Below are 24,609 nucleotides of genomic sequence, written 5' to 3' on the forward strand. Positions count from 1 at the left end.
GGCCAATCGGACTGATCCCACACCGCGGTGGCCGGTCGTCAGCCCGCCTGTCCGTCGACGAATTCCTGCGGGATCTGCCGGCCCTGACGGATGGCGTCGAAGAACTGCTTGGTGGAGTCGTCGACCTCCAGCGAGCTGCCGTCGTCGGTGTCGACGGGTCCACCGTTGGGCGTGGTGATCGTCTGCGGCGAGCTGCGCAACCACCACGCCAGCATCGCGAGATTCCAGATGTGGGTGCCCTTGTCGACGGTCAAGGTGTCCACGGTGCCGCTGACGAACGGGAACAACCGGAACGGATTGAGCAGAACCGACGGACTGGTCGCCTTGGACATCAACGCCGCGAGGAACTTTCGCTGATTTGTCACGCGCATGAGGTCGGCGTTGGCAAAGGCGCGGGTACGGACGAAGCCCAGTGCCTCGCGGCCGTTGAGGGTCTGGCACCCCGGTTTGAGGTTCAGCCCGGCCTTCGGATCGTGGAGCGGGGCGTCGATGCACATGTTCACGCCGCCGACGGCATCGACAAGGGTGTCGAAACCGCCGAAGCCGATCTCGGCGTAATGGTCGATGTGCACCCCCGAGAGCTGCTCGACCGTGCGCACGAGCAGCGTCGGTCCACCGAAGTTGAAGGCGGCGTTGACCTTGTGGCTGCCCTGACCGGGGATCGGCACATAGAGGTCGCGCGGGATGCTGATGATCGAGGTCTTTCCCGACGGTGGTTTGTACACCAGCATGATCGTGTCGGTACGGGCGCCGTCGCTGTCACCGGTGGACAGGTCGCGGCGCTGCTCCGCGGAGAGATCGGCGCGCGAATCGGTCCCCACGATCAGCCAGGTGGTGCCCGGGGTGCTCGCCGGCCGACCGGCGTACGGGGCCAGTGCGTCGACCCGATGCAGTTTGGAGTCGTAGTAGAACATCAGGGCCACCGGCACGATCACCAGGACCAACAAGATGACGAGCACGATCGCCCCGACCCGACGTTTGGTGAGCCGGCGGCCGGTGCGTGGCCGGCGCAGCGACGGTCTGCGCCGGCGACCGGGCCCCTTCGGGGTGGGCTCCCTCGGCGGCGCCGCGCGCGGGTCGTCGGTGCGCGGGCGGCGCGGAGGTGCGCCCGATGACGAATGCCGCTCGCGGGGAGCGGGTTCGGCCGGGCGGGCGCGGCCCGGAATCGCTTCGGGCTGTTGCGGTGGCGCGTACCCGGGAACCCCGGAGTATGCGCGGGGCGGCTCATAGACGTCGTTGCGCGGGCGATTCGGGGGCGCCACCCGCCGGGTCGGTGCGGCGGGGTCCGGGGGCACCGGATGGCGTGGAGTGCCGCCGGGACGCGCGCCCGGCACAAATGGCTGCCGGTCGTCGTACCGGCCATGCGGGCGGGGCGGGCTCTGACGGGGTGAGTTCTGAGGGGGAGGGTTCTGACGGGGTGGGGGTATCGGCGCCGGATTCCGTCGATTCGGGGCGGGCGATGGACCACCGCGTCGTCCCGCATTCGGCGGATCGGGCTGGTTCACCTCATCGAATGTACCGACGTACCCGCCGTGCCCGTGTCATTCACTGCGGTGGCGGGTTTCACCCGACCCAGCCCAGGTGATCGTGCAGCAGCGCATATCCGACGAACGCGATGACGTCGATGACCGCATGGGCGATGACCAGTGGCCACACCCGGTTGGTGAGCTGGTAGTACCGGCCGAAGATCAGGCCCATCACCAGATTGCCCAGCCCGGCACCGACGCCCTGGTAGAGGTGATAGCCCCCGCGTAGCACCGCGCTGGCGGCCAGCGACGCGTTCTCCGACGCCCCGAGCTGGCGTAACCGGGTGATGAAGTAGGCGACGACGACGATCTCCTCGGCCGCCGCGTTGCCGATGGCGAGAAGGATGTAGAGCGGCCAGTGCCACCAGGTGCCGCCGGTCTCGCTGGGTACGAGGTGAGCATTCATCCCCAGGGCCCGCGCCGCGGCGACCAGCCCGAGCCCGGGCAGCCCGATGACCGCGGCCAGCGTCAGGCCGGGCGGGATGTCGGGAGTGCGCACCCGGCCCAGACCGAGACGACCCAGCACGAGTCCGCTGCGCCAGAGCAGATAGGCACCGAGGGCGGCGATGGCGTACAGGCGGGCCGCGCCCATCAGCTGCCGGAGCAGATCGATCGCGGCTACCGACGACTGGCTGGGGTTGAGGGCCACCGTGGCGTTGCCGACCCCGCTCGTCACCTGGATCTCGACCAGCGACAGAATCGCCGACAGTGCCGAGAAGCCGAAGGTGAGCACGCCGACGATGACGAGCTCGATGATCAGTCCGCGTCGTTCCCGTGGGTCGGTGACCACCGCCACCTGCGCCTGGACCGGGGGACGCACCAACGACGAGACCCGCATGGGTGGTCAGACTACGGTGCGGCGCCGACTCCGGACCGCTCAGCCGGGCAGGCTGTTGAGGAACGGGCAGCCGGCCAGCGAGCGCAGCGCACGGGAGAGCTCGCCGACGTCGTCGACGGGACGCGGGAAGGGCAGTCGCACGTCGGCGTCGCCGTCGGCTCCCTCGACGCGGAACCGGATGCCGAAGCGGTCGAGTCCGAGCGGCCGGACGCGCCCCTTGCGGAGATCGCCCGGAAGCTTGCGGGCGAGTCGGCCGACCACGTCGGCGTGGTCGGCGTCGAGGTGCACGAGCCACTCGCTCTCGTAGGACCAGAACGGGTCGGGTACGGCGGCCGCGAGTTCGGTGGCCGAGACGGCTGCCGCACCGGAACTGCCGGCCACCACCGCACTGCCCACCTGCAGCCGGATCATCGAGCGTCCGTGTCCGATGTCGAGGAGGCTGCCTTCGGGATGTTCGGCGGCGATCTCGACGGCCAGATCCCGTTCGAGTTCACACGGCACCGCGTGTGCGGTGCCGCTGAGCCAGATCAGCGACCGCACGCGTTCGCGCAGGTCGATGGGGGCGCAGTCGGTGATCTCGACCATCGCGGGCACGCCGTCGACGGTATGGGTCGCAAGGTCGAGTACGGCGCAGTCGCTGGGCACCAGCAGGAAGGCCTGTGACTCGAACAGGTGGATCAGATCGACCGGGGCCGGTTCGCTGCCGGCGGGCCGGCCCGGATCCTCCACCGCGAGGATCGCGGTGGAGGCGCGGCGGCAGGCGGTCGCGATCGCCTCGGCGTCCGACGGACGGTCGGTGATGGCACGTGTCATGGTGGTCCTCACTGATCTGGGGAGAATCCGGCGTCCGGCCTTGGCGGGACCGGCAACGCGACGGCTCTACCAAGGTGACCCTAACCTAAATCCAGAGACGTCTGTCGTCAATGGTGAGAATCGCGCTGCTCGAATGTTTACCGGGCTCTTCACGTGACCCTGTTTCCTTGGCTTTTCACGTGACCCTGTTTCCTGGGCTTTTCACGTGACACAGTCCACTAGGCTTTTGACGTGACCCAGTTCGCGTACTTCGGCCCGCCCGGAACGTTCACCGAGATGGCCCTCGACCGGTTCCTCGCGGACGCCCCGCTGCTGGGCGAGCTGGTCGGCCGGACCGGTGCCATGGCCATCTCAAACATCAGCAAAGTGGCGGCGAGCAGTCCGGTGGCCACCATCGAATCCGTGCGTTCGGGGCATGCGGAGTTCGCCTGCGTGCCCATCGAGAGCTCGCTCGAGGGATCGGTGCCCGCCACCATGGACGCGTTGGTCCCTGACCCCGGCGCCCTCGTGCCCCGGGTGCAGGTGTTCGCGGAGGTGAATCTGGACATCGCCTTCACCATCGCCGCGCGGCCGGATACCACCGCCGCAGACGTTCGTTCGATCGCGGCGTATCCCGTCGCCTCGGCGCAGGTTCGTGCGAGCGTCGAGAAGCTTTTTCCCGGAGCCGAATTCGTCACCGCATCGTCCAATGCGGCGGCGGCGATCGACGTCGCGGCCCGACGCGCCGACGCGGCGGTGTCGACGCGGCTGGCCGCCGACGGAGCCGGGCTGACGGTTTTGGCCGACGGTGTGAGTGACGCGACCGACGCCGTCACCCGCTTCCTGCTGATCGGCCGCCCGGGCGCGCCGCCGGCGCCCACCGGCGCCGACCGGACGTCGGTGATCCTCGAACTCTCCAACGAGCCGGGCAGCCTGATGGCGGCGATGAACGAATTCGCCTCACGCGGAATCGATCTCACACGAATCCAGTCCCGGCCGCGGCGCGACGTGGAACGTGGCACCACGATGCCCGGCCACTATCACTTCTTTCTCGATGCGGTCGGGCACATCGAGGACGCCGCCATCGCCGAGGCGCTGCAGGCGCTATATCGGCGCTCGGAGCGGATAACGTTTCTCGGGTCGTGGTCAGCCGACGCGGGTGGCGGCACTCCGCCGCCCGACCATCGTGCCGGCGCGCAATGGCTGGCCCGGATACGTCGGGGCGCAGACTGATGGCCCGGTTGCATCTGGTTCGCCACGGCGAGACCACCGCCAACGTGATGCGCCGCCTCGACACCGCACTGCCCGGCGCGGCGTTGACGGATTTCGGTGTGCGTCAAGGTGTTCGGTACGGTCTGGAGAACCGTCTGCAAGTGACCGGCGAGTCGGCCGGGCGGCCGGCGGTGCTGGTCAGTTCGCTGGCCCGCCGGGCGCAGCAGACCGCCGAGCTGATCGGCTCGGTGTGGGAGGTCGACCCCGAGGCCGTCGAGGGGATCCACGAGGTGCAGGCCGGTGAGCTCGAGGACCGCAGCGACGATGAGGCGCACGGGGTCTTCCGTGAGGTCCTCGACGCCTGGTACGGCGGCGCACCGCAGACCCGCATCCCCGGTGGCGAATCCCTCCAGATGGTCTACGACCGCTATCTACCGGCCATCGACGAACTCGCGAAGCGGCACCTGAGCGGGCCCGACGCCACCGACGTGGTGGTCGTCAGCCATGGGGCAGCCATTCGGCTGGTTGCGGCCCGGCTGGCCGGGATCGATGGAAAGTTCGCCGCCGCAACACATCTGCCCAATGCGGGCAGCGTCGAACTCGAATACCGCGACGGGCTGTGGGTGTGTCACCGCTGGGGCGCCATCCGGGCGCCGTTCGGGCAGGCCGTCGACGAACCACTGGTCGTCGACGGGAATCCGATGGGCTGAGCGGTAGCACACGCCTCCGACAGAATCGCGCGCCCATCTGAACTGCGGAAAATGTTGTCCACAAACAGTATTCGTTGCACAGCTCCAGGCAAGAGCGTGGGATCTTGTCGGTGGGTTCGCGTAGGATGGAGTCACCGCAAGAGCATCCAGGGGGATTCCATGATCGACGACACCGCGCTTTCGGCTTCACTGTCCGCGGAGCTTTCGGCTGACCTGTTCGCGGGCCTCATCACCCAACTCGACGACCGCACCTTCCGCGCGGACATCACCTCACGAGAAGCGTTCGCGGCAATGCAGCAACTGATCACCTTGCGCAACATGCTCGATCACCTCGCAGCCACCATGACCGGTGAGTTCGACCGCCTCAAAATGACCGCGCCCCAAGGCCGGTCGGTACGACAACTGTTGATCACCATGGGAATCGCCCCGGCTGTTGCCAGCCGACTCGTCCGCGTCGGCACCACCACGGAGCTCGACGGCCTGCGTATCCACACCGTCGACGGTGCGATATCCCTCGACCACGCCGACGCGGTCGTCCTCGGACTCACCCACATCGAATCCCGCGCCGGAGAACCCATCACCCCCGAGCAACGCCGCGACCACACCGTCTCCACCACGTCGCGCTACGACATCCTTTTGACGCTCAACGCCCACCAGCCCGACCGGTCTGCCCTGCAACACATGGGGCCGGTCACCGACCAACTCGCCACCACATTGACGTGTGACGCCCAACTGACTGTCGCCATCCTCGACGACGAACAAGCGCCCCTACAACTCGGACGCCGTAAACGCCTGTTCACCAATGCCCAACGCAAAGCGTTCATCCTGCGCGACGAATGCTGCGTGAAGTGTGGTGCACCCGCGTCGCGGACCCAGTCGCACCATTTGCGGCATTGGGCCGACGGTGGCCCCACCGACCTCGACAACGGCTGCCTGCTCTGCACCAGCTGCCACCACGACGTTCACGATCGCGCCGGCGCCGGGAGCGAAGCGAGCGGGCCGAATGATTACTGGGATGTGGTGATGGGGTTCGACCGGCATCCGTGGCTGATCCCACCGGCCACGGTCGACCCGAAACGACGACCACTACCGGCCTACAACCGGCGAACGCTACGCCTCGACAACGCTGCCTGACCACACTGGCCGCCTGAAACAGGCTTGCCCGCAACAACTTTCTGACCCCGCACCCGGCCCGCCGGGGCTGCAATTGTTGTTTGAGAACTTCATAGGGCGCCGGCCCGGCACCCAGGCTTCCGCTGCTCAGCCCCACCCGTGGGTGTGTAGCCAGTCATCGTCGATGCCGAAGTGGTGGCCGATCTCGTGGACGACGGTGATTGCCACCTCGTGCACCACCTGCTCGCGGCTGTGGCACATCGCGAGGATCGGATCCCGGTAGATATGGATCGTGTCGGGAAGGAACCCGCCGTAGTCGTGTGTCCGTCTGGTCAGTGCCACACCGGAATACAGGCCCAAAATGTGCGGAGCCTCCGGGTTGTGTGGCTCGATCAGGATCACCACGTTGCTCATCGCGTCGGTGAGTTCGCCCGGAATCGAGTCGAGGGCGTCGCCCACCAACTCCTCGAACTCGTCGTCACGCATCCGTACCGGCATGCCCGGGCCTATCCGGCCGGGGCCGGTGTCTCGAACGGATTGGGAACGACGCCGGGCGGCAGCGGTACCGGCGTGGGCAAGGCCCGTCCGGGCGGCCCCTGCTCCGGCGGCTGGGGGATCTTGCCGTTGATCAGCACGGCGCCGCGGGCATCACCGACGAGGGTCGCGAAGCCACCCTGGTCCGGAAGACCCATGAAGCACACGATCTTACGGCTTCCCGAGAGCCAGCGCGGTTCACTGATCACCGACCACTGGGTATTGAGGCCGGTGGCATCGAGCTTCTGCTTGCCGCCGACGAATCGCTCGGCCTGGCCCGGACATATCGTTGCCAGGTACTCGTTCTGCGCCTTCTCGCCCGGCCACGGCTTACCCGAGGTCGCATCGCCGAACTGCTGCCCGAGGTCGACGATCCCGGTGGTCTGAAATGCATGGGGCTCAGAGCATCCCACCACCGTAGGCGGCGACGCGACGCGTCGTGTCTGCGTGTCGATGCCGATACAGGTGCCCGCCGGCCACTGGAAGGACTGATCCTGATCGGCGACCTTGCCTGCGAACAATTGGGGGGTGCCATCGGCGCCGGTCACCTGCAGTCCGCACCGCAATTCGCGGGCGCCCTTGTCCCACTGTTGTTCCGAGGGATACATCAGGCCAACCGAGAATCGCCCGTCCGGGTCGAGACGGCCGGCGAGGTAGCGGTTGACGATGACCGGGCACTGTTCGTCGCGGATCTGGCCGAACCGCTCCGGCCCGGGCCACCGCGCGGAATCACCGAACTCCGACCCCGGCAGCAGCGCGGTGTCCAGGGCGCCGGCCACCTCGAAGCGGTGCTCGTCGGTGCACACCACCTTCGATGGTTCGCCCGGCCTGTTCTCCGGCCACGTCAGACAGTCCCCGGGATTCGACTGGGTGAATGCGTTCTCGGCGAGCCGGTCGTGCTGGCCGATGTCGGTGGTCCCGACACTGCCGCGATCGTTGAACGCGCCCATCGCGAACGCGACGCCCGCGGCGACGAGGGCGCCGATCACGATCGCGGCCAGCCCGATCCGCACGGCGTTGCGCTGCACTCGGCTGCGGGGTGGCGGGGACTCGGCCGGCGTGAACTGCGTGGTCGGCTGGTCGTCGTACTTCGTCAAATCGACGGCTCGGCTGTCCGGCTCGTCGCGGGCGACGTCGTCGTCGTGCTCGTCGCGGTGGGCTTCGTCACTCATCGCCCTCCATGATGCCTGGTCGGTCCACAGACTCCGAGCGCGCCACGTCCTACACTCGGCGAGGTGACTTCCGATCCCGGCGAGATCGATCCCGAGGTCATCGCCCTGGCCACCCGCCTGTTCGGGCTGGCACGGGCCGGCACGACGGCCGAGCTGGCCGCGTACCTCGACGCCGGCGTGCCCGCCGACCTGCGCAATCAAGCCGGCGACTCGCTTCTGATGCTGGCCGCCTACCACGGCCACGCCGACACCGTCGCAGCCCTTCTCGCACGCGGCGCCGACGCGGATCTGGCCAACGACCGTGGGCAGAGTCCGCTGGCGGGCGCGGTGTTCAAGGGCCACGACGACGTGGTCACGGTGTTACTCGGGGCGGGCGCCGACCCGCACCACGGCGCGCCCACCGCCCACGACACCGCCCTCATGTTCGGGCGTGCGGACTACCTCGCACGATGGGGCGATCCCGCCGACGAGCACTGACGAATCCGGCGACGCGATCTGCACATCCGGCACTCCTGGCCGGGGGTTGCACGGCAGCTCAAGTAGGGTTTGAAGTCGTGATCGACCTCAAGATTGTGCGCGAAGATCCCGACCGTGTCCGCGCCTCGCAGCGGGCCCGCGGTGAGGACCCCGGTCTGGTGGACCAACTACTCGATGCCGATGTCACGCGGCGCTCGGCGATCGTCGAGGCCGACTCGTTGCGTTCCGAGCAGAAGGCGCTGGGCAAACAGGTCGGCAAGGCCGCGCCCGAGGAGAAGACGCAGCTGCTGGCCAAGGGCAAAGAACTCGCCGATCAGGTCAAGGCTGCCGTCGCCCGGCAGACCGAGGCCGACGCGAAGTCGCAAGTCGCCCACGCCGCGATCGCCAATATCGTCGAGGGAGCGCCGTCCGGGGGTGAGGACGACTACGTCGTACTCGAGCACGTCGGTGAGCCGACGGTCATCGACAACCAGAAGGATCATGTCGAGCTCGGCGAATCCCTCGGTCTGTTCGACATGGAACGCGGGGCCAAGGTGTCGGGGTCGCGGTTCTACTTCCTCACCGGGCAGGGTGCGCTGCTTCAACTGGGCTTGCTCACGATGGCCGCCCAGAAGGCCACCGCCAACGGCTTCACCCTGATGATCCCGCCGGTGCTGGTACGTCCGGAGGTCATGGGCGGCACCGGCTTCCTCGGCGCGCACGCCGACGAGGTGTATCACCTCGACAAGGACGACGACCTGTACCTCGTGGGTACCTCCGAGGTGCCGCTGGCCGGCTATCACATGAACGAGATCCTCGATCTGTCGGACGGACCGAAGCGTTACGCCGGCTGGTCGACCTGCTTTCGCCGGGAGGCCGGCTCGTACGGCAAGGACACCCGCGGCATCATCCGCGTCCACCAGTTCGACAAGGTCGAGGGCTTCATCTACTGCCGACCCGACGAGGCCGAGGCCGAGCACCAGAAACTGCTGCACTGGCAACGCGAGATGCTCGCCGCGATCGACGTGCCCTATCGCGTCATCGACGTGGCCGGCGGCGACCTCGGGTCGTCGGCGGCCCGCAAATTCGACTGCGAGGCGTGGGTGCCGACGCAGAACACGTACCGCGAGCTGACATCGACGTCGAATTGCACGACGTTCCAGGCGCGCCGGCTCTCGACCCGCTACCGCGACGAGAACGGTCGGCCGCAGATCGCCGCGACCCTGAACGGCACCCTCGCGACCACGCGCTGGATTGTGGCGATCCTGGAAAACCATCAGCAGCCCGACGGTTCGGTGCGGCTACCTGCCGAGCTGGCGCGATTCGTCGGCACCGATCTGCTGACCCCGGCATGATGGCGAGATCGGTTCCGCAGGGATAGGCACGACATGATGATGGGCGTCATTGCCGCGGTCATCGGTTCGATCGCGTTCGCACTCGCGGCGGTCCTGCAATCGATGGCCGCCGAATGGACTGCGCGGCGGGAGGCCGACGACCCCACCGCCACCCCCGGCTCGGTGGCCACCCAGGCGCCGCCGAGTCTGCGGTCCACCGTCCGCACCATCATCAGATGGCCGTTCCTGCTCGGCCTGCTCTTCGACGTCGTCGGCTTCGGTGCCACCATCCTGTCGGCGCGTCTGATCCCACTGTTCTTGTCGCAGTCCATCATCGCCGCACGACTCGTGGTCACCGCAGTACTGGCGATGCTGATCCTGCACGTGGCCCTGCGCCGGCGGGATTGGATCGCCGGCTCGGTGGTCATCGCCGCACTGGTGCTGCTCGCGGTGGGCGCGGGCCCGGAGGGAACGCGCAACGACTATTGGATGCACTGGGCGACGCTGGCGGCGACGTTCGTGCTGTTCGGTCTCGGACTGGTGTTGATGCGGGTGCTGCACAAGCACATCGCGTCGGCCACCGGTCTGGTCGCCGGCGCGATGTTCGGTGTGATGGCGGTGGCATCGCGTGTGCTCTACGGTGTCTCACCGTTCTCGGTCAGTCAGTTGCTCACCGATCCGGCGCTCTACGGACTCGTGCTCAGCGGCATCCTCGGCTTCTATCTGTTCACCGTCGCGTTGCAGACCGGGTCGGTCAACGGTGCCGCCGCCGCCCTCGTCGTCGGCGAGACGGTGATCCCCGGTGCGATCGGGATCCTGCTGCTCGGCGACACCATCAACAACGGCTGGGAGATTCCGACCATCGTCGCGTTCGTCGCCGCCGTCATCGGCGGGGTGATCGTGTCGTCGTCGAGCGCGGTGCAGGCCGTCGAGCATGCCGAGGCCGCGGCCTATCACCACGAGCACCGGCCGCGCCAACTCGGGCCCGCACCCGTCGACAAGGCCTGAGACATGCTGATCGGGCTGATCGCGGCCGTCATCGCGGCTCTCGCCTACGGAACCGCGTCGGTGCTGCAGGCGCGCGGCGCGGCGCAGGTCGACGACGGCGCCGCCGCGCACGGACAGGTGCCGAGCGCGTCGTCGACCTTCGCCGCGATGATCACCGTCTCGTTCCTGGGCGGCCTGGCCCTCGACACCCTCGGCTTCGCCGGCAACATGGTGGCCGCGCGAACGATGCCGCTGTTCGTCGCCCAACCGATCATCGCCGCGAATCTGGTGGTCACTGCCTTGCTGGCCACCGTGATGCTGCATGCGCGGCTGTCGGCGCGCGACTGGACGGGCATCGTCGTCGTCGTCGCATCGCTGGCGGTCCTGGGCGTCGCGGCCGGGCAGGAGGGACACCGGGATGCCGGTGACCTCCTGCATTGGGGCGTGCTCGTCGTCGGCGCCGTGCTCGTCGCGGCCGGGCTGGTGCTGATGCGGTTCTCCGGCGCCCGGGTTGCCGTGGGTGCCGGGCTGCTCGGTGGTGTGCTGTTCGGCTGCCTGGCCGTCGCCGTGCGCATCGTCGACGGGATCTCGCCGTTCGACCTTGCCCGGCTGCTCACCGACCCGGCCGCCTACACGATCATCGTCTGCGGCGTGGGCGGCTTCTATCTGTTCACCGTCGCACTGCAGACCGGGTCGGTCAGCGCCGCCTCTGCCGCACTCGTCGTCGGGGAGACCGTGGTGCCCGGCGTGGCGGGCATCGTGTTGCTGGGTGACACCGTGCGCGCCGGCTGGGCCGTCGTCGCGGTGATCGCCTTCTGCGCCGCGGTTGCCGGTGCCGTGATCGTCGCGATGTCGTCGGCGGTGGCGAGCACCGAGGGTTGAGGGCGCCGCGCCGAGCGCACCGAGGTAGCACCGCGCGGAAACCGTGCTCCGGACAACGTGTAGGGATCTGACCAATCGGGTACGCGCTACTGATTACCGGTAGCGCACCCCGAGGAGGTTCCGTGAGTAAGACACTCGCCGACGTCGTTTTGTCCCGATTGCGTGAATGGGGCGTGAGTCAGGTGTTCGGTTATCCCGGTGACGGGATCAACGGACTGCTGGCCGCGTGGGCGCGCGCCGACGACAAACCGCAGTTCGTGCAGTCACGCCACGAGGAGATGAGCGCCTTCGAGGCCGTCGGTTTCGCGAAATTCTCCGGCCACGTGGGGGTGTGCGCGGCGACGAGCGGCCCGGGCGGGGTGCATCTGCTCAACGGACTCTACGACGCCAAGCTCGACCATGTGCCGGTCGTGGCGCTGGTCGGGCAGACGGAGCGGTCGGCGATGGGTGGGTCGTATCAGCAAGAAATCGACATGCTCTCGCTGTACAAGGACGTGTGCAGTGAATACATCCAGATGTGTACCGTGCCCGAGCAGATCCCGAATCTGCTCGATCGGGCCATTCGAACCGCGTTGAGCGAGCGCGCGCCGACCGCGATCATCTTCCCGTCCGACGTCTTCGAACTCGAGTACACGCCGCCGCAGCACGCGTTCAAACAGGTGCCCTCCAGCATGGGTATCGAGCCCGCCTCCGCGGCCCCCGACAAGGAGTCCGTGGCACGAGCGGCGTCGGTGCTCAACGAGGGCAAGAAGGTCGCGATGCTCATCGGGCAGGGTGCGCGTGGTTGCGTCGAGGAGGTCACCCAGGTCGCCGAGGCGTTGGGCGCGGGCTGCACCAAGGCGCTGCTGGGCCGCGACGTCCTCCCGGACACCCTGCCATGGGTCACCGGCTCGATCGGCCTGCTCGGTACCACCGCCAGCTACCACCTGATGCGTGACTGCGACACCCTGCTGACCGTCGGATCGAACTTTCCCTACAGCCAGTTCCTCCCGGAATTCGGGCAGGCCCGTGGCGTCCAGATCGACCGGTCGGGCAAGTGGATCGGCATGCGCTACCCCAACGAGGTCAATCTCGTCGGCGACGCCAAAGCGACACTGCAGCAGTTGCTTCCGCATCTGGAGTACAAGCAGGACCGGTCCTGGCGGGAGTCGGTCGAAAAACATGTGCAGCGATGGGACAAGACCGCGCAACGGCAGGCGATGACCGACGCCGATCCGATCAATCCGATGCGGATCTTCCACGAGTTCTCCCGGCGGGCGCCGTCGGACGCGATCGTGACCGCCGACTCCGGCTCCGCCGCGAACTGGTATGCCCGCCACATCGTCTTTCGCGATCAGATGCGCGGGTCGTTGTCGGGCACGCTGGCCACGATGGGGCCGGCGGTGCCGTATGTGATCGGCGCGAAGTGGGCGCACCCGGAACGGCCCGCGATCGCCTTCGAGGGCGATGGGGCGATGCAGATGAACGGCATGGCCGAGCTGCTGACGATCGCGCACTACTGGCAGCAGTGGAGCGATCCGCGGCTGGTGGTCGCCGTGCTGCACAACAACGACCTCAACCAGGTGACCTGGGAACAGCGTGCGATGACCAAGTCGCCGAAATTCAAAGCATCCCAGGATCTTCCGGAGATGGACTACGCCGGCTTCGCGCGCAGCATCGGACTGGGCGGCATCAACGTCGACGACGTCGGCCGGCTCGGGGATGCCTGGGACAAGGCACTGGCCGCCGAGGAGCCCACGGTGCTCGACGTCCGCTGTGATCCGAGTGTTCCGCCGATCCCGCCGCATGCCACACGTGAGCAGGCGATGTCGCTCAGTGCCGCGTTGGTCAAGGGCGACGAGGATGCCTGGGGCATCATCAAGGAGGGCGCGAAACAGAAGGTGCAGCAATACCTTCCCGGCACCAAAGCAGAAGACGGTGAGTAGCGTCGAGGCCGCCGAATCCACTGGGCCACAATCACGCTGGGCCGAACTTTCCGGCCGTCTCGCTCGGGAGCTCGACGGTGAGGTCCGATTCGACAGTGGCACGCGCGGTGCGTATTCCACCGATGCCTCCGACTTCCGGGAGGTTCCGATCGGGGTGGTGGTACCGAGAACGATCGAGGACGGCGTCCGGGCCATCCATGCCTGCCGCGACGCCGGCGCGCCGATCGTATCCCGGGGCGGGGGCACCAGTTTGGCGGGACAGTGCACCAACCACGCCGTGATGATCGACTGGTCCAAATACTGCAACCAGATCGTGTCGGTCGACGCGCAACGGCGCCGGGCCGTGGTCGAACCCGGCGTGGTGCTCGATGATCTCAACCGCGCACTCGCCGGGCACGGGCTGGAATACGGGCCGCGTCCCTCGACCCACCCGAATTGCACACTCGGCGGCATGATCGGCAACAACTCGTGTGGTGCGACGGCACAGCGGACCGGCAAGGTCGTCGACAACATCGCGCGCCTCGAGGTGATGCTGTACGACGGCACCCGATTCTGGTGTGGGGCAACCGGTGACGACGAATACGATGCCATCGAACGGCATGGCGATCCGGTGTCGGCGATCTACCGGCAACTGCGGCGGCTGCGCGACGAGTATGCCGACGACATCCGCCGCGGATATCCGGACATTCCGCGCCGCGTCTCCGGCTACAATCTCGATTCATTGTTGCCGGAGCACAACTTCGACGTCGCCGGACTACTCGTCGGCAGCGAGGCCACCCTGGTGACCGTGCTCCACGCCGAAATCGAGCTCGTGCCGGTGCTTCCCGAGCGCGCTGTCGTCGTGCTCGGCTACGACAGCGTTGCCGACGCGGCCGACCACGTCCCCGTCGTCATCCGATCGGACCCCATCGCACTCGAAGGGCTCGACCATCGGCTGATCGTCGACGAGCAACGCAATCACATCGATCCGGATGCGTTGCACGACCTTCCGGCGGGCAAGGCCTTCCTCATGGTCCAATTCGGTGGCCAGACGCGAGCGGAGGTCGCCGATGCCGTCGCGCGGCTGCGGTCGGATCTCGGTATCGGCAAGGACGACCCGCACGTCTCGGTACTCAAGGACCCGGCCGTCGAGGACAAACTCTGGCAGGTACGAGAGGCCGGACTCGGCGCCACGGCCCACGTCCCCGGTCAGCCCGACACCTGGCCGGGCTGGGAGGATTCCGCGGTCGCGCCCGACCGGCTCGGCGACTACATCCGGGATCTGCAGGGACTCTACGAGAAGTACGGATACCTGGGCGAGACCGCGCCGAGTATCTACGGTCACTTCGGGCAAGGATGCGTGCACACGCGAATCCCGTTCGACCTGACCAGTGCCCAAGGAGTGGCGACCTACCGGGCGTTCATGTCCGACGCGGCACGGCTGGTCGCGGATTACGGTGGCTCGCTGTCGGGTGAGCACGGCGATGGGCAGGGGCGGGGCGAGTTGCTGCCCATCATGTTCGGTGACCGCCTGGTGTCGGCGTTCGGGGAGTTGAAGCGGATCTTCGACCCGCACAACCGGATGAATCCGGGCAAGGTCGTCGATCCCGATCCGCTCGACAGCGACCTCCGGCTGGGCGCCGCATGGCAACCGACGAATCCGACCGATCTGCATTTCACCTATCCCGACGACGACGGCTCATTCGTCCGGGCCGCCAATCGCTGTGTCGGCGTGGGCAGATGCCGGCAGCACAGCCACTCCGGCGGATCGGTCATGTGCCCCTCGTATCAGGTGACCGGGGAGGAGGAGGATGCCACCCGCGGGCGCGCGCGGCTGCTCTTCGAGATGATCGGCGGACATCCCGACAGCACCATCACCGACGGCTGGCAATCGACCGAGGTGCGTGATGCGCTGGACCTCTGTCTCTCGTGCAAGGGATGCAAAGCCGATTGCCCGGTGAACGTCGACATGGCGACCTACAAGGCCGAGTTCCTCGCCCACCACTACGCGGGCCGGCTGCGCCCGCGCGCCCACTACACGATGGGTTGGTTACCGGTGGCCGCTGCCGCCATCGGACATATCCGCGCAGGCAGACTCGTCAATGCGTTGGCCGCACAACGGCCGCTGGCCCGCATCGGCACCCGGATCGCCGGCCTCGAGGACCGTGCGATCCCACGGTTTGCTTCAACAACGTTGCAGCAGTGGTGGTCTCGTCGGCCCACTGGGTATCCGGTGGCCAAGCCGTCTCGTGGAACGGTGATGCTGTGGCCGGACACCTTCACCAACCATTTCCATCCACATATCGGCCAGGCCGCGGTCCGGGTTCTCGAGGACGCCGGGTGGCAGGTCCGGATTCCCCACGGCGACTTGTGTTGTGGGCTGACGTGGATCTCGACTGGGCAACTCGACGTCGCCGAGAAGGTGCTGCGCCGCACGCTCGACGCGCTGGCCGATCATCTGCGTGCCGGTGGACTCGTCGTCGGTCTGGAGCCCAGTTGTACTGCGGTGTTCCGCGCCGATGCCATCGAATTGCTCGGCGACGAGGAACTCCTGCGGCGGCTGCGCGATCAGACGGTGACGCTCGCGGAGCTCCTCGACGCGCACACCCCCGGATGGCAGCTACCGAGCCGTGGTGGCACCGATGGTACGGGCCCGGCGGCCGCGCTCGTGCAAACCCATTGCCACCAGCATGCGGTGATGGGCACCGACGCCGATCGGTCGGTGCTCGAGACCGCAGGCATCGACGCGACCTTCATGGAATCGGGATGCTGCGGGCTGGCAGGCAATTTCGGCTTCGAGCCCGGTCATCTCGACGTCAGCGTCGCCTGTGCCGAGCAGTCGATGCTGCCCTCGATCCGCGACGCGCCCGCGCAGACCGAAGTGCTGGCCGACGGATTCAGCTGCCGCACCCAGATCGCCGAACTCGACAGCGGTGGCCGGGTCGGACGTCATCTGGCCGAACTCCTCGCCGACCGGATCGACGGCAACCGATGACGTTCGAGCTACGCACCGAGAGCCGCCGATTTCCGACTCCCCACCCGGAGGAGGACGGCACCTTGCGCTGGGACGCCACCACGGCGGTGGTGGTGACCATCGCGGCCGGTGACCACACCGGGCTCGGCTGGACCTACGGTCACCGCGCGGCCACCGAGGTGATCGACACGGTGTTGCGGTCGGCGTTGCACGACGACGACCTCGCCGACCCACCCCGATGCTGGCAGGCGATGGTACGGGCGTGCCGGAATGTCGGCAGCACCGGACTGGTGATGCAGGCGATCAGCGCCGTCGACATCGCCCTGTGGGATCTGCGGGCCCGCACGCTCGACGTCGGCCTCACCACGCTGTGGGGCGAGATGCATTCGCGCGTAGAGGTCTACGGATCGGGTGGGTTCGTCAACGAGGATGCCGAGCAGCTCCGCGGATACGTCGACGAGTGGTCACGCCTAGGGTGCCGCGGCATGAAGATCAAGATCGGGGAGGCCGGCGGTACGGCAATCGAGCGCGATCTGTCGCGCGCGACCGCATTGGTCGACCAGGCACCCACGGGCGCCGACTGCATGGTCGATGCCAATGGTGCCTATACCCGCGGCCAGGCGGTCCGGGTCGGCCACGAGCTGGATCGGATGGGCATCACCTGGTTCGAGGAACCGGTGACCAGCGACGACCTGGTGGGCCTGGCGTCGCTGCGCGAGCGACTCGACTGCGATGTCACCGCGGGCGAGTACGTGTGGAACATCACCGACGCCGAACGCACGGCACCGGCGGTCGACTGCCTGCAACTCGATGTGACGCGTTGCGGCGGATACACCGCCTGGTTCCGCTGCGCGGGTATCGCCGCCGCGCATCACCTCGACGTCTCGGCGCACTGCGCTCCGGCGCTCCACACCCCGGTGGCTGCGGCCACGCCGAATATCCGGCACATCGAATACTTCGCCGACCACGCCCGCCTCGAGCCCCACCTGGCCGACGGCGTCCCCGAGGTCATCGACGGAGCACTGAAGCCGTCGGCATCCGCAGGCCACGGCATGACGCTCGCCGCCGCACACTGACCCGCGCGGAATTCTCATCAGGAGGTCGACCCCGTGTCCACCGTCGAAAAGCCACGGACGGCCCCCGTTGCCGCGGCGCCGTACCCCGCACGGGGGCTCCACGGCAGCTTCATCTACCGGATGATCACCACCACCGACCACAAGCTGATCGGGCAGATGTACATCGTGGCGTGTATCGCCTTCTTCTTGATGGGCGGCCTGATGGCGCTGTTGATGCGCACCGAACTCGCGCAACCCGGGCTGCAGTTCCTCTCCAATGAGCAGTACAACCAGATGTTCACCATGCACGGCACCGTGATGCTGTTGCTGTACGCGACCCCCATCGTCATCGGCTTCGCGAATGTGGTGTTGCCCTTGCAGATCGGCGCCCCCGACGTCGCCTTCCCGCGTCTCAACGCCCTCAGTTTCTGGCTGTTCGTGTTCGGTGGCGCCGTGGTTCTGGCCGGCTTCCTCACCCCGGGTGGCGCCGCCGATTTCGGGTGGACCGCCTACACGCCGCTCAGCGACGCCATGAACTCACCGGGCGTCGGCGGCAATCTGTGGGCGATGGGTCTGGCCGTCTCCGGTGTCGGCACCATTCTCGGCGCGGTCAACATGATCACCACCGTGGTGTGCTTGCGCGCACCGGGTATGACCATGTTCCGGATGCCGATCTTCACCTGGAACATCCTGGCCACGAGCATCATGATCCTGATCGCGTTCCCACTGCTCACCGCGGCGCTGATGGGATTGATGGCCGACCGCATCTTCGGTGCCCACGTCTTCGATCCCGCAATCGGCGGCGCGGTCCTGTGGCAGCATCTGTTCTGGTTCTTCGGACACCCGGAGGTCTACATCGTGGCGTTGCCGTTCTTCGGCATCGTCACCGAGATCTTCCCGGTGTTCTCCCGTAAGCCGGTCTTCGGCTACACGGGGCTGGTCTATGCGACCTTTGCCATCGCCTTGTTGTCGATGTCGGTGTGGGCCCATCACATGTTCGTGACCGGTGCCGTGCTGCTGCCGTTCTTCTCCGCGATGTCGATGCTGATCGCGATACCCACCGGGATCAAGTTCTTCAACTGGATAGGAACGATGTGGAAGGGACAGTTGACCTTTGAGACACCTATGCTGTTCTCGGTGGGATTCCTGGTGACATTCCTCTTCGGTGGGCTCTCCGGAATCATCCTGGCCTCCCCGCCGCTGGATTTCCACGTCCACGACACCTACTTCGTCGTCGCCCACTTCCATTACGTGCTCTTCGGCACCATCGTGTTCGCCACCTTCGCCGGCATCTACTTCTGGTTCCCCAAGATGACCGGGCGGATGCTGAACGAGAAACTCGGGAAGGTCCACTTCTGGTTGACCTTCATCGGTTTTCACACCACCTTCCTGGTGCAGCACTGGCTCGGCAACGAGGGCATGCCCCGCCGTTATGCCGATTACCTTCCGTCCGACGGATTCACGACGCTGAACGTCGTCTCCACCGTCGGTGCCTTCATCCTCGGGGTGTCCACGATTCCGTTCCTGTGGAACGCCTTCCGCAGCTACCGCTACGGCGAGGTGGTCACCGCCGACGACCCGTGGGGCTTCGGCAATTCACTTGAATGGGCCACCAGTTGCCCGCCGCCCCGGCACAACTTCACCGAACTGCCGCGCATCCGGTCCGAGCGGCCGGCCTACGAGCTGCACTATCCCCATATGCGGCAACGAATACGCGACGAGGCCCACGTACACGGCCGCAAGGCCGCGAGCCGATGACCGTGGATCGAAGATTCGCGGAGCCGGAATAGTCGGGTATGTTGACCTGCGGTCGTGGCGTTCGCCATGACGGACGAATCGATGCCCGTTCGACGACGACCGGGCACGGGGCCAGGGGGTTCGATGACGACGCCGACGACGCCACCGCGGGAGCCGATGCCGGCCGAACCGGGCCCGGTCCCACCGCCACCGGGGCAGCCTCAGCAGCGATCGGCAGGGTTCGGCATTCTGCCGTCGCAGGTCACAGGTATCGCCAACGGTTGGCGGAGCCAGGGGACCACCGTCAACGGGCTGGACTTCTCCGCTTTTGGTTCGGTGACCGGCAATGGTGGCCGAACCTTTGCCGCCGCGCGTTCGGTGGCGTCACCGGCCGCGGCCGCCACGAACTCCATCGGTGGACGACTGACCGCACTGGCTGACAAACTCAAGGTGTTCAACTCTCGTGTGGTCGAGACGGACAGTCGCGCCGGTGCCGGCATTCGTGAACTCTCCGAGCGCTGATGCGGCCGACGATCGATCAGCTCGAGAGCTGGGATATCGCTGGGCTGCAGACATTGTCGGCCCTCGCCGAGGGCAACGCCGCCAAACTGGACGATGCCGTCGATTCGGCCGTACGTGGCATCGACAACGCGGGATCCTGGTTCGGACAGACCCGCGATGCCGCGCATACCCGCATCACGCAGGAACAAGATCACGCGCGAGAGGTGCGCAACGTCCTCAATCGGACTGCCGACGAGGCCGGCGACGCCAGCCGTGATCTCGGGTATGCGAAGGAGTACACGTTGCGCGTCGTCCGCAACGCTATCGGAGCCCAACTCGACGTCGACAATTTCGGTGTCGTCTCGCACCCCGATCCAGACAAGGCGGAAGACGTCGAGACGCAGCAGGCGATCATCACCGCCGCGTTGAACACCGTCGACGAACTCGACGAAACCTACGGGTCACGCCTCGAAGGACTGTCATCGGATCTGGCGTCGATGGTGAAGGGACAGCCAGACCTCGTCGTGTCGGGGATCGGGGCGATCGATCCGGACGCGCTGGTCTCCCGGCTGAAAGGTATGACGCCTGATGAGCGTGCCGCGCTGCTGGGTCGTCTGACACCCGAGCAACTGCGCAGACTCGCCCAGGCCGACCCCGATGTGATCGGGAACATGGACGGTGTCCCGTTCCCGGTGCGTATCGACGCGAACGAGGTCAACATCCGGAACACACTTGCCGACGAACTCCAGAAGCAGCCACCAGACAATTCCCGGATCGACCAATTGAAGGCGATGCTCACCCGATCGAAGATCCGCTGACGCGTCAGGAGGGCGCGGACGACGGCCGGATCGAGCGGACCTTCCTCGCCTTCGAGAACACGCGACACGGCAACATGATCGAAATCGTCGGCGCGATCAACCCGACGACACGAAATGTCGCGGTCTACGTGCCGGGAACGAACAGCAACCTCAACGGCAGCCAGTCCAACCACAACGCGGCACTGAACCTGGCGCGTGCATCGGGCGGGCCGGTCATCCTTTACATGGACGGTGAATTCCCGGCAGGCAACGGGGTTTCGGCATTCGTCAATCCCTTCGGGGACAACGACGCCATGGACACGACGCTCGCCAGGCGGATGGCACCCGATCTGGTGTCCTTCGGTCATGAACTGGACCGGACGCTCGACGAGACTTCACCTGACGCGAAGACCACCTTCATCGGACACTCCTACGGCGGATCGATCGTCGGGACCGCTGAGCAGTTGGGCCTCAACGCCGACAACGTGATCTATGCATCATCGGCAGGTACCGGGGTCATCGATGATCAGCCCTGGCACAACCCGAATGACGACGTGCGGCGATACTCGCTCACCGCGCCGGGGGATCCGATCCAGTATTTCCAGGGATTGGAAACTCAGCACGGCGGGGACCCCGACACCACGCCGGGCGTGACACGCCTCGAACTGGCTACTACGGGCAGAAGGACGACGGTTCGCGCGAACTCGTGTGGGGTGCGCACAGTCACGGCGGTTACTGGGACGACCCGGAATCGACTGCCTTCCAGAACATGGCGAAGGTGATCAGGGGTGAGGAACCCACCGAGTACGTGTGGCGCGCACCGGACACCCGGCTCGAGAACACCACCCCGCCACCGGTGATCCTGGCCCCAGGACCCTTGACCGTCGAGGTGACGCCCCCATGATCGCGCGCGGTGGTGTCCGGGCATGCCTGATGGTGGTCGTACCGATCGTCGTGGTGAGTGCATCAGCGGGTTGTGGTCTGCTCCCCGACGACGGGGAGGACGACCATGCGATCTCGATGACGGCGGCCGAGGCTTCGCAGACGGTCATGGACAACCTGAATGCAGTGGACCCACCAGCCGATGACGTGGTCCGGTACGACACACCTACCGGTGGCGTCACGCGCGTCGGCTGCGCAGACAGTTTCCCGTCGGCGATGCCGACCGGTCCACCATGGCGCTACGTCGTCCGACGCGACCACGACAATCCGGATGTGGCTCGGATCGATCAATGGCGGGCCGGCGCACGAGGTCTCGTCGCGAAAGGGTTCGACGTCGATCCACTGGTCGATACGGATGATCCGAGAAATGTCACGGTCTCGGATTCTCGCGGGTTCACGGTGGGAGTATTCATCCACAACTATCCCGCCAGTCAGCTGTTGAGAGTGTCGATCAGTTCATCCTCACCGTGCGTTCGGGACCCGTCCGGCGGCGACCGGTGACTCGCGGGACTTGTCGCGGGGCTTGTCGGATTGTTGATTTGCGATGACGCTGCGTGGTGGTGTCCGCGCATGCCTGATGGTGGTCGTACCGGCCATCGTGGTGAGTGTGTCAGCGGGTTGTGGTCTGCTCCCCGACGACGGTGACGACGTCGAAGCGATCTCGATGTCGGCGGCCGAGGCTTCGCGGACGGTCATCGACAACTTGAATGCAGTGGACCCACCAGCCGATGACGTGGTCCGGTACGACACTCCTACCGGTGACGTCACGCGCGTCGGCTGCGTAGACAGTTTCCCGTCGGCGCTGCCGACGGGGCCACCGTGGCGGTACGTCGCCCGACGCGACCACGACAATCCGGATGCGGCTCGGATCGATCAATGGCGAGCCAGCGCGCAAGGCCTGGTCTCGAAGGGGTTCGTCGTCAGGCCTCAGCCCGATACGCGTGATCCGCGAAATGTCACGGTCTCGGATTCTCGCAAGTTCACGGTGGGAGTGCTCATCTACAACTACCCCGTCAGTCAGCTGTTGAGGTTGGAGATCAGTTCGTCATCGCCATGCGTTCGGGATCCGTCCGGCGGCGACCGGTGACTCGGCTTGGTAGGCATCCAGTCGCGGTTTCCGAGAGAGATGTCTACCGATTCGTGGAGCCGGGCTCAGATGCCACCGAGATCGCGCACCAGGATCGCCGCCTGCACGCGGGATTCGAGTCCGAGTTTCATCAGCACCCGGGATACGTGGGTCTTGACGGTGGCCTCGGTGACGAACAGGGTGGCGGCGATGTCCGCATTCGCCAAACCCTCTCCAAGGCAACGTAGTACGTCGCGCTCACGGGCGGTCAGTTCCGCCAGTGCCGCCGGCGGTGTGGCGGGGGCCGCGCGTCGGCGCTCCGGTGCGGAACGAAAGGTGTCGACGACGCGCCGGGTCACCTCCGGCGAGAGGGTCGCGTCGCCGCGCTGCGCCGCGCGGACGGCGTCGATGATCGCCTCGGCCGATGCGGTCTTCAGCAGAAAGCCGCTGGCACCGGCGCGCAGCGCGCCGAACACGTACTCGTCGTGGTCGAAGGTGGTGAGGACGATGACCGGGCAGAGACCCTCGCCGACAATGACTTCGGTGGCGCGAATACCGTCGGTGCCGGGCATCCGGACGTCCATCACCACCACGTCGGGCCGCAGTTCGCGGGCGGCGGCGATCGCCTGGTCGCCGTCGGCCGCCTCCCCGACGACCACGATTCCGTCGGCCGGTTCGAGCATCATCCGGACCCCGGCGCGGATGGCGGCGTGGTCGTCGGCGATCAGGACGGCGGTCATCACACTTCCTTCGGCGTAGTGGTGCCGACGGAGGTGCCGCCGGTAGCGGGAAGCGTTGCCTCCACGACGAATTCGTCGCCGTCCGGTTCGGCGTGCAGGATGCCGCCGACGGTGTGAGCGCGGGTGTGCATGTTGCCCAGTCCGCGGCCGGTGTGTCCCGTGTCGCCGCCGGTGCGGCCGCGGTGCGGGCTGAGCCGATTGCGCACGCACAGGCGCAATTTCTCGGTGTCGTAGGTGATGGCGACCCAGATCGGTTGTCCCGGTGCATGAGTGACCGCGTTCGAGAGTGCTTCGGCGACGATCCGATAGGCCGCGATGTCGACGACCGGCGCCAGCTCATCGGTGCCGGCGGCTGCGGTGAGCGAGTCGGGCACGTCGACGTCGATGTCGGTGCCGGACTCGGCGATCGGCTCGATGAGACGGTCGATCCGACGCAGGCCCGCGGTGACCCGACCGTCGGGCGCGCTGTGATCGGTGCCGTCGGAGAGCAGATCGATGAGTCCGCGCATCTCGCTCAATGCCTCGACGCTGCTCGAGCGCACAGACTGCAGTGCCTTGCCGGCGAGTGCGGTGTCCTCCGGATATTGCAGCGCCGCCGCCGATTGCACGGTGATCGCCGAGAGCCGGCCGGCGATCACATCGTGGAGCTCGCGGGCCAGTCGCCGATGTTCATCGGCGACGGCCTCGATCTGCTCGCGTTCGGCCAGATCGGCGAGGGTGCGCGAATGGGCGCGTTCGAGGACGAGCGCATTGCGGTGTTCCCGCACGGCCAGCCCGTAGGCCAGCGGCGAGCCGACCAAGGCCATCAGCCACAGCAGGCAGATGAAGATCAGCCGCCAATCGGAGCCGGCGAACGTGGTCACGAGCAGGAACGTGGCCACCGAGACGATTCCGGCGACCGCGTAGAGGCCACGGACCAGCCGCGGACCACCGTAGACGCAGGTGGCGTACACGATGTCGGAGAACACCAGCCATACCGCGATGGACGGAACGGTCGCGGCATCGACGATCAGGGCGAGCGTCACCCCGGCGAGTGCCACGCCGGGGTGACTCGACCGGAACAGCTGGAAACACGCCGCGACGGCGAGCGTGATGAGGCAGGTCCAGGCGGGTAGGTCAGCGGCGAGGTCCTGCCCGATCAGGCCGAGTCCGGTCGCATACAGCGCGAGGCCGAGGGCGAAGAACAGCAGGGTCAATGCGTAGTCGTTGAGCCGTGCGCGAGACACCGGGACACGCCACATGTCGCCATCGTCGCACGCACGCACGGCGCCGGTCATCCGACAAAAGGATGACGACCCAGGGGCGACACCGGGTCGATGGGATGGCCGACGACCCGC

Annotated in this window: 24 protein-coding genes; 17 read left to right on the forward strand and 7 right to left on the reverse strand. The window is 67.0% G+C overall.

Annotated elements, in window-relative coordinates; translation table 11 throughout:
* Nucleotides 1–38 precede the first annotated feature (38 nt).
* The 3 genes from ACPXB3_RS18345 to ACPXB3_RS18355 all read right to left on the reverse strand — a co-directional run bounded on the left by ACPXB3_RS18345 (nucleotide 39) and on the right by ACPXB3_RS18355 (nucleotide 3,177).
* The gene (locus ACPXB3_RS18345) at nucleotides 39–1,295 is read right to left on the reverse strand and encodes an LCP family protein (RefSeq protein WP_425704022.1); all 1,257 of its coding nucleotides are present in this window, start codon (nucleotides 1,293–1,295) and stop codon (nucleotides 39–41) included.
* Between the two features lie 268 nt (nucleotides 1,296–1,563).
* Nucleotides 1,564–2,364, reverse strand: a complete 801-nt coding sequence (locus ACPXB3_RS18350) for a CPBP family intramembrane glutamic endopeptidase (protein WP_425704021.1) — start codon at nucleotides 2,362–2,364, stop codon at nucleotides 1,564–1,566.
* 39 nt (nucleotides 2,365–2,403) lie between these two features.
* Nucleotides 2,404–3,177 carry a DUF2470 domain-containing protein gene (locus tag ACPXB3_RS18355; protein WP_425704020.1) on the reverse strand — a complete coding sequence of 258 codons (774 nt, stop codon included), beginning with the start codon at nucleotides 3,175–3,177 and terminating at the stop codon, nucleotides 2,404–2,406.
* A gap of 231 nt (nucleotides 3,178–3,408) precedes the next feature.
* Between ACPXB3_RS18355 and pheA the strand changes: the two genes are divergently transcribed.
* From pheA to ACPXB3_RS18370, 3 genes are all read left to right on the forward strand, one after another.
* Nucleotides 3,409–4,389, forward strand: a complete 981-nt coding sequence (pheA, locus tag ACPXB3_RS18360; protein WP_425704019.1) for a prephenate dehydratase — start codon at nucleotides 3,409–3,411, stop codon at nucleotides 4,387–4,389.
* A complete protein-coding gene (locus ACPXB3_RS18365) occupies nucleotides 4,389–5,078 on the forward strand; it encodes a histidine phosphatase family protein (protein WP_425704018.1) in 690 nt (229 codons plus the stop codon). Before pheA ends, ACPXB3_RS18365 begins: the two co-directional genes overlap by 1 nt.
* 159 nt (nucleotides 5,079–5,237) lie before the next feature.
* Entirely contained in the window at nucleotides 5,238–6,212 is a 975-nt protein-coding gene (locus ACPXB3_RS18370; RefSeq protein WP_425728960.1) for an HNH endonuclease signature motif containing protein, read from the forward strand.
* A gap of 126 nt (nucleotides 6,213–6,338) precedes the next feature.
* On the opposite strand, the gene ACPXB3_RS18375 is transcribed toward ACPXB3_RS18370, so the two are convergent.
* Together ACPXB3_RS18375 and ACPXB3_RS18380 are read right to left on the reverse strand one after the other, a co-directional pair.
* The gene (locus ACPXB3_RS18375; protein WP_425704016.1) at nucleotides 6,339–6,689 is read right to left on the reverse strand and encodes a metallopeptidase family protein; all 351 of its coding nucleotides are present in this window, start codon (nucleotides 6,687–6,689) and stop codon (nucleotides 6,339–6,341) included.
* An 8-nt stretch (nucleotides 6,690–6,697) separates the two neighbouring features.
* Nucleotides 6,698–7,897 (reverse strand): septum formation family protein, encoded by a 1,200-nt coding sequence (locus tag ACPXB3_RS18380; protein ID WP_425728961.1) that lies wholly within the window; start codon nucleotides 7,895–7,897, stop codon nucleotides 6,698–6,700.
* A gap of 63 nt (nucleotides 7,898–7,960) precedes the next feature.
* Here ACPXB3_RS18380 and ACPXB3_RS18385 point away from each other — a divergent pair, with 63 nt between their 5' ends.
* The 14 genes from ACPXB3_RS18385 to ACPXB3_RS18450 all read left to right on the forward strand — a co-directional run bounded on the left by ACPXB3_RS18385 (nucleotide 7,961) and on the right by ACPXB3_RS18450 (nucleotide 22,553).
* Nucleotides 7,961–8,374 (forward strand): ankyrin repeat domain-containing protein, encoded by a 414-nt coding sequence (locus ACPXB3_RS18385; protein ID WP_425704014.1) that lies wholly within the window; start codon nucleotides 7,961–7,963, stop codon nucleotides 8,372–8,374.
* A gap of 77 nt (nucleotides 8,375–8,451) precedes the next feature.
* Complete coding sequence (gene serS, locus ACPXB3_RS18390) at nucleotides 8,452–9,708, forward strand: serine--tRNA ligase (RefSeq protein ID WP_425704013.1); 1,257 nt, start codon at nucleotides 8,452–8,454, stop codon at nucleotides 9,706–9,708.
* Nucleotides 9,709–9,741: 33 nt separating this feature from the next.
* Nucleotides 9,742–10,695: an EamA/RhaT family transporter gene (locus tag ACPXB3_RS18395; RefSeq protein WP_425704012.1), complete on the forward strand. Its 954-nt coding sequence runs from the start codon at nucleotides 9,742–9,744 to the stop codon at nucleotides 10,693–10,695.
* A gap of 3 nt (nucleotides 10,696–10,698) precedes the next feature.
* A complete protein-coding gene (locus ACPXB3_RS18400; RefSeq protein WP_425704011.1) occupies nucleotides 10,699–11,556 on the forward strand; it encodes a hypothetical protein in 858 nt (285 codons plus the stop codon).
* Nucleotides 11,557–11,678: 122 nt separating this feature from the next.
* Entirely contained in the window at nucleotides 11,679–13,481 is a 1,803-nt protein-coding gene (locus ACPXB3_RS18405) for a thiamine pyrophosphate-requiring protein (RefSeq protein ID WP_425728963.1), read from the forward strand.
* On the forward strand, nucleotides 13,474–16,455 hold the full coding sequence (locus ACPXB3_RS18410; RefSeq protein ID WP_425704009.1) for an FAD-binding and (Fe-S)-binding domain-containing protein: 2,982 nt from the start codon (nucleotides 13,474–13,476) through the stop codon (nucleotides 16,453–16,455). Before ACPXB3_RS18405 ends, ACPXB3_RS18410 begins: the two co-directional genes overlap by 8 nt.
* Nucleotides 16,452–17,510 carry an enolase C-terminal domain-like protein gene (locus ACPXB3_RS18415; protein ID WP_425704008.1) on the forward strand — a complete coding sequence of 353 codons (1,059 nt, stop codon included), beginning with the start codon at nucleotides 16,452–16,454 and terminating at the stop codon, nucleotides 17,508–17,510. Before ACPXB3_RS18410 ends, ACPXB3_RS18415 begins: the two co-directional genes overlap by 4 nt.
* A gap of 120 nt (nucleotides 17,511–17,630) precedes the next feature.
* Nucleotides 17,631–19,247 carry a cytochrome c oxidase subunit I gene (gene ctaD / locus ACPXB3_RS18420; RefSeq protein WP_425704241.1) on the forward strand — a complete coding sequence of 539 codons (1,617 nt, stop codon included), beginning with the start codon at nucleotides 17,631–17,633 and terminating at the stop codon, nucleotides 19,245–19,247.
* Between the two features lie 123 nt (nucleotides 19,248–19,370).
* Complete coding sequence (locus tag ACPXB3_RS18425) at nucleotides 19,371–19,748, forward strand: hypothetical protein (protein WP_425704007.1); 378 nt, start codon at nucleotides 19,371–19,373, stop codon at nucleotides 19,746–19,748.
* On the forward strand, nucleotides 19,748–20,545 hold the full coding sequence (locus ACPXB3_RS18430) for a hypothetical protein (protein ID WP_425704006.1): 798 nt from the start codon (nucleotides 19,748–19,750) through the stop codon (nucleotides 20,543–20,545). The genes ACPXB3_RS18425 and ACPXB3_RS18430 overlap by 1 nt, the downstream gene beginning before the upstream one ends.
* Nucleotides 20,546–20,619: 74 nt before the next feature.
* On the forward strand, nucleotides 20,620–21,306 hold the full coding sequence (locus ACPXB3_RS18435; protein WP_425704005.1) for an alpha/beta hydrolase: 687 nt from the start codon (nucleotides 20,620–20,622) through the stop codon (nucleotides 21,304–21,306).
* Nucleotides 21,303–21,428 carry a hypothetical protein gene (locus ACPXB3_RS18440; protein WP_425704004.1) on the forward strand — a complete coding sequence of 42 codons (126 nt, stop codon included), beginning with the start codon at nucleotides 21,303–21,305 and terminating at the stop codon, nucleotides 21,426–21,428. Before ACPXB3_RS18435 ends, ACPXB3_RS18440 begins: the two co-directional genes overlap by 4 nt.
* Nucleotides 21,425–21,967: a hypothetical protein gene (locus ACPXB3_RS18445; protein WP_425704003.1), complete on the forward strand. Its 543-nt coding sequence runs from the start codon at nucleotides 21,425–21,427 to the stop codon at nucleotides 21,965–21,967. Before ACPXB3_RS18440 ends, ACPXB3_RS18445 begins: the two co-directional genes overlap by 4 nt.
* 43 nt (nucleotides 21,968–22,010) lie before the next feature.
* Nucleotides 22,011–22,553 (forward strand): hypothetical protein, encoded by a 543-nt coding sequence (locus ACPXB3_RS18450; protein ID WP_425728964.1) that lies wholly within the window; start codon nucleotides 22,011–22,013, stop codon nucleotides 22,551–22,553.
* Nucleotides 22,554–22,618: 65 nt separating this feature from the next.
* Here ACPXB3_RS18450 and ACPXB3_RS18455 read toward each other — a convergent pair whose 3' ends face one another.
* Together ACPXB3_RS18455 and ACPXB3_RS18460 are read right to left on the reverse strand one after the other, a co-directional pair.
* Nucleotides 22,619–23,272, reverse strand: a complete 654-nt coding sequence (locus ACPXB3_RS18455) for a response regulator (RefSeq protein ID WP_425704001.1) — start codon at nucleotides 23,270–23,272, stop codon at nucleotides 22,619–22,621.
* Complete coding sequence (locus tag ACPXB3_RS18460) at nucleotides 23,272–24,549, reverse strand: sensor histidine kinase (RefSeq protein ID WP_425728966.1); 1,278 nt, start codon at nucleotides 24,547–24,549, stop codon at nucleotides 23,272–23,274. The genes ACPXB3_RS18455 and ACPXB3_RS18460 overlap by 1 nt, the downstream gene beginning before the upstream one ends.
* Between the last annotated feature and the right edge of the window lie 60 nt (nucleotides 24,550–24,609).

Source organism: Gordonia sp. DT219 (assembly GCF_049847065.1).
GTDB lineage: Bacteria > Actinomycetota > Actinomycetes > Mycobacteriales > Mycobacteriaceae > Gordonia.